Here is a 13,319-nt window from a genome sequence, read left to right on the forward strand (position 1 = left end):
CATGAGACGCGGGCCGGGTCGACACCGTTTGCACGACGCGTGGTGGACGCTGATCCTGTTCGCGGTGATCGGGGTGGCTGTCCTGGTGACGGCGGTGTCCTTCACGGGCAGCTTGCGGTCGACTGTGCCGGTGACGCTGACGGCCGACCGCTCCGGGCTGGTGATGGACTCCGGCGCCAAGGTCATGATGCGCGGTGTGCAGGTCGGCCGGGTCGCCCAGATCGGTCGGATCGAGCGGGCCCAGAACGGGGCGAGCCTCAGACTGGAGATCGACCCCGACCAGATCCGGTACATCCCGGCCAATGTCGAGGCACAGATCAGCGCCACCACCGCATTCGGTGCCAAGTTCGTCGACCTGGTGATGCCGCAAAACCCAAGTCGTGCACGGCTGTCCGCTGGGGCGGTACTGCATTCGAAGAACGTCAGCACGGAAATCAACACCGTCTTCGAAAACGTCGTCGACCTGCTCAACATGATCGACCCGCTGAAACTGAACGCCGTGCTGACCGCGGTCGCCGACGCCGTTCGCGGGCAAGGTGAACGGATAGGCCAGGCCACCACCGACCTCAACGAGGTGCTGGAGGCACTCAACGCACGCGGCGACACCATCGGCGGCAACTGGCGATCGCTCAAGAACTTCACCGACACCTATGACGCGGCCGCCCAAGACATCCTGACGATCCTGAACGCCGCCAGCACCACCAGTGCGACCGTCGTGAATCATTCGACGCAGCTGGATGCCTTGCTACTCAACGCCATCGGACTATCCAACGCTGGCACCAACCTGCTTGGCAGCAGCCGAGACAATCTCGTCGGCGCGGCCGACATCCTGGCGCCGACCACGAGCCTGCTGTTCAAGTACAACCCCGAATACACCTGCTTCTTGCAGGGCGCCAAGTGGTATCTCGACAACGGCGGCTATGCGGCCTGGGGCGGGGCCGACGGGCGCACGCTACAACTCGATGTGGCGCTACTGTTCGGCAACGACCCCTATGTCTATCCGGACAACCTGCCGGTTGTCGCGGCCAAGGGGGGTCCCGGCGGAAGGCCGGGATGCGGGCCATTGCCGGATGCCACCCACAACTTCCCGGTGCGCCAGCTGGTCACCAACACCGGATGGGGAACCGGGCTGGACATCCGGCCCAACCCCGGCATCGGGCATCCCTGCTGGGCCAACTACTTCCCGGTGACCCGCGCGGTGCCCGAGCCGCCGTCGATCCGTCAGTGCATCCCCGGGCCGGCGATCGGGCCCAACCCCGCGGCGGGGGAGCAGCCATGAGGGAGAACCTGGGGGGCGTCGTGGTGCGCCTCGGCGTCTTCCTGGCGGTATGCCTGCTGACGGCGTTCCTGCTGATTGCCGTCTTCGGGGAGGTGCGCTTCGGCGACGGCAAGACCTACTACGCCGAGTTCGCCAACGTGTCCAATCTGCGAACGGGCAAGCTGGTGCGCATCGCCGGCGTCGAGGTCGGCAAGGTCACCAGGATCTCCATCAACCCCGACGCGACGGTGCGGGTGCAGTTCACCGCCGACAACTCGGTCACCCTCACGCGGGGCACCCGGGCGGTGATCCGCTACGACAACCTGTTCGGTGACCGCTATTTGGCGCTGGAGGAAGGGGCCGGCGGACTCGCCGTTCTTCGTCCCGGTCACACGATTCCGTTGGCGCGCACCCAACCGGCGTTGGATCTGGATGCCCTGATCGGTGGATTCAAGCCGCTGTTTCGTGCGCTGAACCCCGAGCAGGTCAACGCGCTGAGCGAACAGTTGCTGCACGCGTTTGCCGGACAGGGGCCCACGATCGAGTCATTGCTGGCCCAGTCCGCGGCCGTGACCAACACCCTGGCCGACCGTGATCGGCTGATCGGGCAGGTGATCACCAACCTCAACGTGGTGCTGGGCTCGCTGGGCGCTCACACCGATCGGTTGGACCAGGCGGTGACGTCGCTATCGGCGTTGATTCACCGGCTCGCACAACGCAAGACCGACATCTCCAACGCCGTGGCCTACACCAACGCCGCCGCCGGCTCGGTCGCCGATCTGCTGTCGCAGGCTCGCGCGCCGTTGGCGAAGGTGGTTCGCGAGACCGATCGGGTGGCCGGCATCGCGGCCGCCGACCACGACTACCTCGACAATCTGCTCAACACGCTGCCGGACAAATACCAGGCGCTGGTCCGCCAGGGTATGTACGGCGACTTCTTCGCCTTCTACCTGTGCGACGTCGTGCTCAAGGTCAACGGCAAGGGCGGCCAGCCGGTGTACATCAAGCTGGCCGGTCAGGACAGCGGGCGGTGCGCGCCGAAATGAAATCCTTCGCCGAACGCAACCGTCTGGCCATCGGCACAGTCGGCATCGTCGTCGTCGCCGCCGTTGCGCTGGCCGCGCTGCAATACCAGCGGCTGCCGTTTTTCAACCAGGGCACCAGGGTCTCCGCCTATTTCGCCGACGCCGGCGGGCTGCGCACCGGCAACACCGTCGAGGTCTCCGGCTATCCGGTGGGAAAGGTGTCCAGCATCTCGCTCGACGGACCGGGCGTGCTGGTGGAGTTCAAGGTCGACACCGACGTCCGACTCGGAAACCGCACCGAAGTGGCAATCAAAACCAAGGGCTTGTTGGGCAGCAAGTTCCTCGACGTCACCCCCCGCGGGGACGGCCGACTCGATTCTCCGATCCCGATCGAGCGGACCACGTCGCCCTACCAACTGCCCGACGCCCTTGGCGATTTGGCCGCCACGATCAGCGGGTTGCACACCGAGCGGCTGTCCGAATCGCTGGCCACCCTGGCGCAGACCTTTGCCGATACGCCGGCGCACTTCCGCAACGCCATACACGGGGTGGCCCGGCTCGCCCAAACCCTCGATGAGCGCGACAACCAACTGCGCAGCCTGCTGGCCAACGCGGCCAAAGCCACCGGGGTGCTGGCCAACCGCACCGACCAGATCGTCGGCCTGGTGCGCGACACGAATGTGGTCTTGGCGCAGCTGCGCACCCAAAGCGCCGCCCTGGACCGGATCTGGGCGAACATCTCGGCGGTGGCCGAACAACTGCGGGGCTTCATCGCTGAGAACCGCCAGCAGCTGCGCCCGGCGCTGGACAAGCTCAACGGGGTGCTGGCTATCGTCGAAAACCGCAAAGAGCGTGTGCGGCAGGCCATCCCGCTGATCAACACCTATGTCATGTCGCTGGGTGAGTCGCTGTCGTCGGGCCCGTTCTTCAAGGCATACGTGGTGAACCTGCTGCCGGGTCAGTTCGTGCAACCGTTCATCAGCGCCGCGTTCTCCGACCTGGGGCTCGACCCGGCCACGTTGCTGCCGTCGCAGCTGACCGACCCACCGACCGGTCAACCCGGAACCCCGCCGTTGCCGATGCCCTACCCGCGCACGGGCCAGGGCGGTGAGCCGCGGCTGACGCTGCCCGACGCGATCACCGGCAATCCCGGCGATCCGCGCTATCCGTACCGGCCGGAGCCGCCCGGGCCGCCGCCCGGCGGGCCGCCGCCCGGCCCGCCCGCGCAGCAGCCGCGAGACCAACCGTGACAACGAAACTCAGACGTGCCCGCTCGGTGTTGGCGACCGCCCTGGTGCTGGTCGCGGGCGTGATCCTGGCCATGCGCACCGCCGACGCCGCCGCCCGCACGACCGTGGTCGCCTACTTCGACAACAGCAACGGTGTGTTCGCCGGTGACGACGTGCTCATTCGGGGCGTGCCGGTGGGCAAGATCGTCAAGATCGAACCGCAACCGCTGCGCGCCAAGATTTCGTTCTGGTTCGACCGCAAATACCGAGTCCCCGCCGATGCCGCCGCGGCGATCCTGTCGCCGCAACTGGTGACCGGCCGGGCCATCCAGCTGACACCGCCGTATGCCGGCGGGCCGACCATGGCCGACGGCACAGTAATCCCGCAAGAGCGCACCGTGGTGCCGGTGGAGTGGGACGACTTGCGGGCGCAACTTCAGCGGCTGACCGCATTGCTGCAGCCCACCCGGCCGGGCGCCGTCAGCACGCTGGGTGCGCTCATCAATACTGCCGCCGACAACCTGCGCGGGCAAGGCGCCACCATCCGCGACACCATCATCAAACTGTCACAAGCGATTTCGGCTCTCGGTGACCACAGCAAAGACATCTTCTCCACCGTGACGAACCTGTCGACGCTGGTCACGGCGCTGCATGACAGCGCTGACCTGCTCGAACGGCTCAACCACAACCTGGCCGCGGTGACCTCGCTGCTGGCCGATGGCCCGGACAAGATCGGTCAGGCAGCCGAGGACCTCAACGCGGTCGTAGCCGACGTCGGCAGCTTCGCCGCCGAGCACCGCGAGGCGATCGGCACCGCATCAGACAAGCTCGCGTCGATCACCACCGCGCTGGTCGACAGCCTCGACGACATCAAGCAGACGCTGCATATCAGCCCGACGGTGTTGCAGAACTTCAACAACATCTTCGAACCGGCCAACGGCGCGCTGACCGGCGCGCTGGCGGGCAACAACATGGCCAACCCAATCGCCTTCCTGTGCGGCGCGATCCAGGCTGCCTCCCGGCTGGGCGGCGAGCAAGCGGCCAAATTGTGCGTGCAATACCTGGCGCCGATCGTGAAGAACCGCCAGTACAACTACCCGCCGCTGGGGGCGAACCTGTTCGTCGGGGCGCAGGCCAGGCCTAACGAGGTCACCTACAGCGAGGACTGGCTGCGGCCCGATTACGTTGCACCAGTTGCGGACACGCCGCCAGATCCGGCCGCGGCCGTGACCGTCGATCCCGCGACCGGCCTGCGCGGCATGATGATGCCGCCGGGGGGTGGCTCGTGAGGATCGGCCTGACCCTGGTGATGATCGCGGCCGTGGTAGCGAGCTGCGGCTGGCGCGGGCTGAATTCGCTGCCGCTGCCCGGCACGCAGGGCAACGGCCCGGGGTCCTTCGCGGTCCAGGCGCAGCTGCCGGATGTCAACAACATCCAGCCGAACTCGCGGGTGCGGGTTGCCGACGTGACGGTCGGCCACGTCACGAAAATCGAGCGCCAAGGCTGGCACGCGTTGGTGACCATGCGGCTGGATGGCGACGTCGATTTGCCCGCCAACGCAACGGCCAAGATCGGCACCACCAGCCTGCTGGGTTCCTACCACATCGAGCTGGCGCCACCGAAAGGCGAAGCGCGGCAAGGCAAGCTGCGCGACGGTTCACTCATTGCGCTGTCACACGGTAGCGCCTACCCAAGCACCGAGCAGACGCTGGCAGCGCTGTCGCTGGTGCTCAACGGCGGCGGACTGGGCCAGGTTCAAGACATCACCGAGGCGTTGAGCACCGCGTTTGCCGGCCGTGAGCACGATCTGCGCGGGCTGATTGGGCAGCTGGACACCTTCACCGCATACCTCAACAACCAGTCCGGTGACATCATCGCGGCCACCGACAGCCTCAACCGCCTCGTCGGCAAGTTCGCCGACCAGCAACCCGTCTTCGATCGGGCCCTGGCCACCATCCCCGACGCGCTCGCGGTGCTGGCCGATGAGCGGGACACGCTCGTCGAGGCTGCCGAGCAGCTGAGCAAGTTCAGCGCCCTGACCGTCGACTCGGTCAACAAGACCACCGCGAACCTGGTCACCGAACTGCGGCAACTCGGACCGGTGTTGGAGTCGCTGGCCAATTCCGGTCCGGCGCTGACCCGATCGCTGTCCCTGCTGGCCACGTTCCCGTTCCCGAACGAGACGTTCCAAAATTTCCAGCGCGGCGACTACGCCAACCTGACCGCGATCGTCGACCTCACGCTCAGCCGCATCGACCAGGGCCTGTTGACCGGCACCCGCTGGGAGTGTCATCTGACCCAGCTCGAGCTGCAGTGGGGTCGCACCATTGGGCAGTTCCCCAGCCCGTGTACCGCGGGCTATCGGGGTACCCCGGGCAATCCGCTGACGATCGCCTACCGCTGGGATCAGGGGCCCTAGATGCTGCATCTACCGCGCCGAGTGATCGTTCAGCTGGCCGTCTTTACCGTGATCGCGGTGGGCGTGCTGGCCATCACGTTCCTGCATTTCGTGAGGCTGCCGGCGATGCTTTTCGGCGTCGGCCGCTACACGGTGACGATGGAGCTGGTCGAAGCCGGTGGGCTGTATCGCACCGGCAATGTCACCTACCGCGGCTTTGAGGTGGGCCGGGTGGCAGCGGTGCGGCTCACCGACACCGGGGTGCAAGCGGTGCTGGCCCTGAAATCGGGCATCGATATCCCGTCGGACCTCAAGGCCGAGGTGCACAGCCACACCGCGATCGGCGAAACCTACGTCGAGTTGTTGCCGCGCAACGCCGCCTCGCCGCCACTGAAGAACGGCGATGTCATTGCGCTGGCCGACACCTCGGTGCCGCCCGACATCAACGACCTGCTCAGCGCGGCCAACACCGCATTGGAGGCAATACCTCACGAGAACCTGCAGACCGTCATCGACGAGTCGTACACCGCGGTGGCCGGGTTAGGGCTCGAACTTTCCCGGCTGATCAAGGGCTCGGCGGAACTGGCGATCGATGCTCGCGCGAATCTCGATCCGCTGGTGGCGCTGATCGACCGGGCAGGACCGGTGCTGGATTCGCAGACCCACACCTCGGATGCGATCGCGGCCTGGGCGGCACAGCTGGCCGCAGTCACCGGCCAATTGCAGACACACGACTCGGCGGTCGGCGATCTCATCGACCGGGGCGGTCCGGCGTTGGGGGAGACGCGCCAACTGCTCGAGCGGCTACAACCCACCGTGCCCATCCTGCTGGCCAACCTGGTCAGCGTCGGCCAGGTCGCACTCACCTATCACAACGACATCGAACAGCTGCTGGTGGTGTTCCCCATGGCCATCGCCGCCGAACAGGCCGGCATCCTGGCCAACCTCAACACCAAGCAGGCCTACCGGGGCCAGTATCTGAGCTTCAACCTCAACCTGAACCTGCCGCCGCCGTGCACCACCGGCTTTCTGCCGGCCCAGCAGCGGCGCATTCCCACGTTCGAGGACTACCCGGATCGCCCGGCCGGTGATCTGTACTGCCGGGTGCCCCAGGATTCGCCGTTTAACGTGCGCGGCGCCCGCAACATCCCCTGTGAAACCGTGCCGGGCAAGCGCGCACCCACCGTGAAGTTATGCGAGAGCGACGAGCCATACCTGCCGCTGAACGACGGCTACAACTGGAAGGGCGACCCCAACGCCACGGTGCCGGGTTTGGGGTCCGGCCAGGACATCCCGCAGACATGGCAAACGATGCTGCTGCCGCCGGGCAGCTGACGGTGATGGAGGGAGGACACGATGTCGGTAGCAGTGGATTCCGACGCCGAGGATGACGCCGTATCGGAGATCGCTGAGGCAGCCGGCGTGTCGCCGGCCCCAGCCAAACCATCCATGTCGGCGCCGCGGCGCATGCTGCTGTTCGGCCTGGTCGTCGTCGTCGCTTTGGCGGTGCTGTTGTGTTGCTGGGGATTTCGCGTCCAGCGGGCACGCCATGCGCAGGACCAGCGTGGTCACTTCCTGCAAGCGGCCCGGCAGTGCGCGCTGAACCTAACGACCATCGACTGGCGCAACGCCGAGGCGGATGTGCGCCGCATTCTGGACGGCGCCACAGGCGAGTTTTACAACGACTTCGCCCAGCGGTCCCAGCCCTTCGTCGAAGTACTGAGGCACGCAAAGGCCAGCACGGTCGGCACGATCACCGAGGCCGGGCTGCAGACGCAGACCGCCGACACGGCCCAGGCGCTGGTGGCGGTGTCCGTGCAAACGTCGAATGCCGGCGAAGCCGACCCGGTTCCACGAGCGTGGCGAATGCGCATCACCGTGCAGCGGGTCGGCGACCGGGTCAAGGTGTCCGACGTCGGGTTCGTGCCGTGAGCTGGTCGCGGGTGATCGCCTACGGGCTGCTGCCCGGGCTGGCGTTGGCGCTGACGTGTGGCGCGGGCTTGCTGAAATGGCAGGACGGCGCCGTCCGCGACGCCGCGGTTGCCCGTGCGGAATCCGTGCGGGCCGCGACCGACGGCACCACCGCGCTGCTGTCTTACCGGCCCGACACCGTGCAGCATGACCTCGAGAGCGCGCGAAGCAGGCTCACGGGCACGTTCCTCGACGCCTACACACAGCTGACCCACGACGTGGTGATCCCCGGCGCACAGCAGAAGCAGATCTCGGCCGTGGCCACCGTCGCGGCCGCGGCGTCGGTGTCGACTTCCGCCGACCGCGCCGTCGTCCTGCTGTTCGTAAACCAGACCATCACCGTCGGCAAGGACGCGCCGACCACCGCCGCTTCCAGCGTTCGGGTGACCCTCGACAACATCAACGGGCGTTGGCTGATCTCGCAATTCGAACCGATCTGACGGGGGGCACCAGTGCAGCGCCAATCATTGATGCCCCAGCAGACCCTTGCCGCCGGCGTTTTCGTGGGTGCGCTGCTATGCGGTGTCGTGACGGCGGCGGTGCCACCACACGCACGCGCCGACGTGGTCGCCTATCTGGTCAACGTGACGGTACGCCCGGGCTACAACTTCGCCAACGCCGACGCCGCATTGAGTTACGGACATGGCCTCTGCGAGAAGGTGTCTCGGGGCCGCCCTTACGCACAGATCATCGCCGACGTCAAGGCCGATTTCGACACCCGCGACCAATACCAGGCCTCGTATCTGCTCAGCCAGGCTGTCAACGAACTCTGCCCCGCGCTGATCTGGCAGTTGCGAAACTCCGCGGTCGACAATCGGCGCTCGGGCTGAGGTAAGGGGACTGACATGTCGCGTCGAGCATCGGCCACGTGTGCCTTGTCCGCGACCACCGCCGTCGCCATAATGGCTGCTCCCGCCGCACGGGCCGACGACAAGCGGCTCAACGACGGCGTGGTCGCCAACGTCTACACCGTTCAACGTCAGGCCGGCTGCACCAACGACGTCACGATCAACCCGCAACTACAATTGGCCGCCCAATGGCACACCCTCGATCTGCTGAACAACCGACACCTCAACGACGACACCGGTTCTGACGGATCCACACCGCAAGACCGCGCGCATGCCGCCGGCTTCCGCGGGAAAGTCGCTGAAACCGTGGCGATCAATCCCGCCGTAGCGATCAGCGGCATCGAGTTGATAAACCAGTGGTACTACAACCCCGCGTTTTTCGCGATCATGTCCGACTGCGCCAACACCCAGATCGGGGTGTGGTCAGAAAACAGCCCGGATCGCACCGTCGTGGTGGCCGTTTACGGACAGCCCGATCGACCTTCCGCGATGCCGCCCAGGGGAGCGGTAACCGGACCGCCGTCCCCGGTGGCCGCGCAAGAGAACGTTCCTATCGACCCCAGCCCCGACTACGACGCCAGCGACGAGATCGAATACGGCATCAACTGGCTGCCATGGATCCTGCGCGGCGTGTACCCGCCGCCCGCAATGCCGCCGCAGTAGGCGGTCGCTAGCGCACCGCTGAGTTCCGCGGCTGCCAGATCTGGGCCGGGCACCGGAGATTAACCGCGTGGGAGACCGGCAGTTCCAGCAGCGAATCTGAGGCGTCTTCGATCGCCGGAGCCCTAATCACTGCGTGCGGCGGGCCGCGTTCGACCCGCGCGGGTCGATAAGGTCACGGAACCGTTCTGCCGGGTAGACTGCCGCACCCAAGTCTCGGACCCGGTCGGTCAACGCTTTGTCCGATGTCACCACACGAATCTCTTGTGGCTGGGCGCCGGATCGGACCAGCCGGACGATCTCGTCGTCGGCCGAGTTGGCGGCCGCCTTGGGCGCATGCGCCACTTCGACCACCGATGACGGGATGGCGGTCGACGGCGGCCGCTCGAACACCACCGTCACGTCGTCGCCCCGAGCCTTGGTGATGGCCCACCCCTCGAGCCTTTCCACCAGCATCACCATCGCGCGATGGCGGTCGCGCCACCAACCATCCGGACGACTCCCGATCACGTTCATACCGTCGACAATCCACCGCATACCTCACGGTACGACGGCGCCACCTCACCGCGTGTGTCGACGCCGGCTATGCGTTTGCCGCACTACCACCATCTGCGCTTTCGGTGCTTCTTCAGCTCTTGCTGGAACTTCTGGTAATGCTCCAGCGCGAATCGCTCTTCCAAAGCCCCAAGGGCGTTAATGACCTCCAGGTGCGAAAGGAGGAGCAGCCCATTCAACTGAAGGACTTGTTCGGGACCAGTTGGCACGTTCCGTCCGTCCTCGGTGTTGGCCAGCAAGAAGTCGCGGAGCGCCTGGCTGCTGGTCATACGCTCGGGGATCTTCATCTGCCGCAAGACGGTGGCGATGTCGGGGTCGGTCACCACACCTCTCCTTCGCTAACGAGTAGTAGCGCAAGCGTAAGAGACCGCTCCCAGGCCTGCGGATGGGTCTGGGGCTACGGCCGTGACGGCGAAAGCAACGAAAAGTAACGAGTTGAACGTCGCGGGCGGCTACGCCAAGCGCTCACCACTGGGCTGGTCGCGCCGGTCTTCCGGGTCCTTGTCATCCTCGTCCGCCGGCCCGGTGGCCGAGACCAGCCCTGCTTTGGAGCTGCCGCCGGCTGGCGTTCCGGCCCCCATTCCGCTGCCCACCGGGGCAGCTCCACTCATCGCCGACGATCCGGCGTTAGCGGCGGTCGATGCCATCGGCGAGGATGCCCCCTCCAACAACTGAGCCATCAGCGGGGTGCGCGCCGCCGATCCGGCTTCGCCGGGCAGCGATCCCGCGCGCATCAGTCCCGCACCTGCGCTTGCGCCCGACCCACCCGCGAGCGGGTGGCGCGATGTCAGGCCGGCTCCGATCGTCAACGCACCCGCCGCATTGTCATCGGTATCCCCATACATCCGAGCGATGTCCGTCAACGCTGTCCCCGCTCGCATCAGCTCCTCTTGAGCTGCCGTGTTCGAAGCGATCATTGAAGCGGCCTCCGTCGCGAACGCCATCACAGCCTGCGCGGACACCTCTTCGCCCCCCGCGGGTACCAGCCCGGTCATGGTCGGCATCGTCGCCGCGTTGCCGGCCGCCAGGCCACGGCTACCGATCTCGACCAGTTGCGATCCGATGTCGCCAGCGGCCGGATCGTGTGACAAGGAATCCATCTGGTTATTGCTCCTGTGTGTTTGTGCGCGGACTCGAACGCTTGTGACGCCCCCGTAGCAATCCCCGCGGAAAGCCGGCGCGACTACCGCCGCAAAGCCCGGTCCGGCTGCGCCGGACAATAAGACAATTCTAGACCCGCTGCGGGTTAGCAGACCCGCGAAGCCGCAGAAATACGTTTGCAGCCACCTGACCTTGCGCCGGATCGCCCTGTGCGAAGGTCGGAACCAGCGTTGCTCGAAGGTGATGCACCCAGCCGCAAGTGTCGACCTATTGCGCAAATCACACTGCGGCACGCGGTCTGCCTGCCCGTGGGACCGAACACAACGAACGAAACGGTCAGTCGCACCCCTGAGTTCGGTCTGGCAAACACCGAAACAATCATGCGATCTGCCGGAATAAATAGCTATTTGCAACACTTTCACATGCGTAGTGAAAGTTGGGCGTCAAACAAAAGCTAAGGCGTACGCAAATTCCATGCCGGGGCTCGGCCGACTGTGTCACACCTGCCATCGCGGGCGGGGAAGCCGCCGTTGTGTCTTCGGCCGCAATGCCGCGCTGAACGCTAATGTGTACGGCGACACCCCGGTGGCGATGCGGACGCCGCGCAGACCGGCCCGCGGGGAGGAGCACGAATTGCGGTTCGATCGGTTCAGCCCGTCCACAGCTCGGCCGTGCTGATGGATAACCTCGAGCGGCTTCGTGGTCACCTTTTCGATCGGTGATGCGTTGGCCAGCTAGTACACCGTCACCGAGAGCGATAGGTGCTATTTCCCTTGCCGTGCTGGGCGCCTGCGGTGCGGCCTTGGTGCTGACCGCGCCGCCGGCCAACCAGGCCCGAGCCGCGGCGAGCCTGCTGTCACGATCGAACTGGGTGCTCGCCACTGCGTTGCCCGCCAGTCAGGACGTCCCGGCCGATTGGGGCTACTCGTTGACCGGGCGGTTGCGACGAGCGGTCTCGCCAAGCACCGTGCCGCCGGCCGCGCTGCCTAACACGAGCCGAGCAGCCGTCTATTCGCCGGCTGGATGCGGAAACATTCCGAAAATCCTGGACCACTCCAGCGCCGACTTGGCCGCCTATGTCCAGATAGACCGCGACGTGCAGGTGTTCGGGCAAGATGCGCCCCTGGATGCTGCCGCGACCGGGGAAAGCGATGAGCGCGGACCCAACGCCCGCTTCGCACTCTGGGCCGTTGCCGACGGCCCGGCGCGGATCGCCAACTACCTGGACTGGCTAAACCGGTGCGGTTCTTACCAGGTCACCAACCACTTTTTGGACGGAACGGTCAAGAACGAACGAACCGTCACCACCGAGGTGGAAGCGCTTTCGGCCGGCGGTGCCGACGCCGCCGTCGCGGTCACAAGGACGTTTACCACCGCCGACGGCCGTGACCCGTCGTCGACTTACCATGTCGCGTACTACGCCGTGCGGGGCGTCCTGCTGGAGTGCACCAGCTATCTTCAGGGCGCCGACCTGGATCTGGTGAGGCAGCTCGCAACCCGAACAGTGCAGAAGTTGCGCGCGTTATGAGCGGCTCGGTGCGACTCCGCGATTCACCGAGGTCAGGGCTGATAGCTGCCGCGCTGTGCGTGCTCGCGACCGCCGCCGTACTGATCACCGCCCCCGCGGTGCACAGCGCCTTACGCTCCGGCGCGTCGGGCCGCCAGCCGCTCGCCCCGAGGCTGGCTGCCCTCAGCGACCAGGAACTAGCGCAGTTGCTGCCCAAGCAGAGCGAATTCCCGGCCTCGTGGACCGTCGACGAGACCACGGAGCTCTCGGACACGTTCGGATACTTCAAATATCACGTGTTCGATGAAGGTCTGGGTTTTGATCCCATCGAGTGCTTCGGGGTGGTGGGGGTGGCCTCGACCGGCGCGTTCGACGCGGCCCAAGTGTTCGGGCACGACCCCGCCACGCAGGTCGCGGTCGCCGACGGCAAGGACATCCTCTTGACGGTTGGCCGTGAGTTCGACCGAAGCGGGTTCGATGCGTTCGTCGGCTTGGTATCCCGATGTTTGCGATTTGGTAGTGCTGTCGCCGGTTCTTACACGGTGCGCATCCTCGAGGATTCTCGGCCGACCGCCGGTCCGCAGCGCTTCCGGTACTCACTCACGACGACGATCAGTGCAGAGCCTGCCGACGAGACGCGCACTGATTACTACTCCTACGGGCGCACATCAGGGTTGATCCTGACTGGTTCGGCCGGCAGCGGTCACCAACAGGCTCTCGATGCCCTGTTCGACATCACCCTGCAGCGAATCGTCGAGCGCTGACTG

The 13,319-nt window shown here is 66.1% G+C and carries 15 protein-coding genes; 12 read left to right on the forward strand and 3 right to left on the reverse strand.

Annotated features, from left to right (window positions below; all coding sequences use genetic code 11):
* Position 1 precedes the first annotated feature (1 nt).
* Genes MCAN_RS10340 through MCAN_RS10385 form a run of 10 tightly spaced genes read left to right on the forward strand, consistent with a single transcriptional unit; the run spans position 2 to position 9,392 of the window.
* Positions 2-1,279: an MCE family protein gene (locus MCAN_RS10340; protein WP_014001034.1), complete on the forward strand. Its 1,278-nt coding sequence runs from the start codon at positions 2-4 to the stop codon at positions 1,277-1,279.
* Positions 1,276-2,304 carry a virulence factor Mce family protein gene (locus tag MCAN_RS10345; RefSeq protein ID WP_014001035.1) on the forward strand — a complete coding sequence of 343 codons (1,029 nt, stop codon included), beginning with the start codon at positions 1,276-1,278 and terminating at the stop codon, positions 2,302-2,304. The genes MCAN_RS10340 and MCAN_RS10345 overlap by 4 nt, the downstream gene beginning before the upstream one ends.
* On the forward strand, positions 2,301-3,533 hold the full coding sequence (locus MCAN_RS10350; protein WP_014001036.1) for a virulence factor Mce family protein: 1,233 nt from the start codon (positions 2,301-2,303) through the stop codon (positions 3,531-3,533). The genes MCAN_RS10345 and MCAN_RS10350 overlap by 4 nt, the downstream gene beginning before the upstream one ends.
* On the forward strand, positions 3,530-4,801 hold the full coding sequence (locus MCAN_RS10355) for a virulence factor Mce family protein (RefSeq protein WP_014001037.1): 1,272 nt from the start codon (positions 3,530-3,532) through the stop codon (positions 4,799-4,801). Before MCAN_RS10350 ends, MCAN_RS10355 begins: the two co-directional genes overlap by 4 nt.
* The gene (gene lprM, locus MCAN_RS10360) at positions 4,798-5,931 is read left to right on the forward strand and encodes an Mce family lipoprotein LprM (protein ID WP_014001038.1); all 1,134 of its coding nucleotides are present in this window, start codon (positions 4,798-4,800) and stop codon (positions 5,929-5,931) included. The genes MCAN_RS10355 and lprM overlap by 4 nt, the downstream gene beginning before the upstream one ends.
* Positions 5,932-7,245 carry an MCE family protein gene (locus MCAN_RS10365; protein WP_003899108.1) on the forward strand — a complete coding sequence of 438 codons (1,314 nt, stop codon included), beginning with the start codon at positions 5,932-5,934 and terminating at the stop codon, positions 7,243-7,245.
* Between the two features lie 21 nt (positions 7,246-7,266).
* Complete coding sequence (locus tag MCAN_RS10370; protein WP_003899109.1) at positions 7,267-7,842, forward strand: Mce associated membrane protein; 576 nt, start codon at positions 7,267-7,269, stop codon at positions 7,840-7,842.
* Positions 7,839-8,321, forward strand: coding sequence for an Mce associated membrane protein (locus MCAN_RS10375; RefSeq protein ID WP_003899110.1), 483 nt, complete (start codon positions 7,839-7,841; stop codon positions 8,319-8,321). Before MCAN_RS10370 ends, MCAN_RS10375 begins: the two co-directional genes overlap by 4 nt.
* A 12-nt stretch (positions 8,322-8,333) precedes the next feature.
* Positions 8,334-8,711 carry a DUF732 domain-containing protein gene (locus tag MCAN_RS10380; protein WP_003899111.1) on the forward strand — a complete coding sequence of 126 codons (378 nt, stop codon included), beginning with the start codon at positions 8,334-8,336 and terminating at the stop codon, positions 8,709-8,711.
* A gap of 15 nt (positions 8,712-8,726) precedes the next feature.
* Entirely contained in the window at positions 8,727-9,392 is a 666-nt protein-coding gene (locus MCAN_RS10385) for a CAP domain-containing protein (protein ID WP_003899112.1), read from the forward strand.
* A gap of 126 nt (positions 9,393-9,518) precedes the next feature.
* Here MCAN_RS10385 and MCAN_RS10390 read toward each other — a convergent pair whose 3' ends face one another.
* From MCAN_RS10390 to MCAN_RS10400, 3 genes are all read right to left on the reverse strand, one after another.
* A complete protein-coding gene (locus tag MCAN_RS10390; RefSeq protein ID WP_003899113.1) occupies positions 9,519-9,926 on the reverse strand; it encodes an NYN domain-containing protein in 408 nt (135 codons plus the stop codon).
* Between the two features lie 62 nt (positions 9,927-9,988).
* The gene (locus MCAN_RS10395; RefSeq protein ID WP_009940633.1) at positions 9,989-10,270 is read right to left on the reverse strand and encodes a hypothetical protein; all 282 of its coding nucleotides are present in this window, start codon (positions 10,268-10,270) and stop codon (positions 9,989-9,991) included.
* 126 nt (positions 10,271-10,396) lie between these two features.
* On the reverse strand, positions 10,397-11,044 hold the full coding sequence (locus MCAN_RS10400; RefSeq protein ID WP_003909553.1) for a PE family protein: 648 nt from the start codon (positions 11,042-11,044) through the stop codon (positions 10,397-10,399).
* Positions 11,045-11,823: 779 nt separating this feature from the next.
* Here MCAN_RS10400 and MCAN_RS10405 point away from each other — a divergent pair.
* Both MCAN_RS10405 and MCAN_RS10410 read left to right on the forward strand, forming a co-directional pair.
* Positions 11,824-12,573 carry a hypothetical protein gene (locus MCAN_RS10405; protein ID WP_003908776.1) on the forward strand — a complete coding sequence of 250 codons (750 nt, stop codon included), beginning with the start codon at positions 11,824-11,826 and terminating at the stop codon, positions 12,571-12,573.
* The gene (locus tag MCAN_RS10410; protein WP_015288194.1) at positions 12,570-13,316 is read left to right on the forward strand and encodes a hypothetical protein; all 747 of its coding nucleotides are present in this window, start codon (positions 12,570-12,572) and stop codon (positions 13,314-13,316) included. The genes MCAN_RS10405 and MCAN_RS10410 overlap by 4 nt, the downstream gene beginning before the upstream one ends.
* Positions 13,317-13,319: the final 3 nt, after the last annotated feature.

The sequence above is a fragment of the Mycobacterium canetti CIPT 140010059 genome (assembly GCF_000253375.1).
GTDB classification, from domain to species: domain Bacteria; phylum Actinomycetota; class Actinomycetes; order Mycobacteriales; family Mycobacteriaceae; genus Mycobacterium; species Mycobacterium tuberculosis.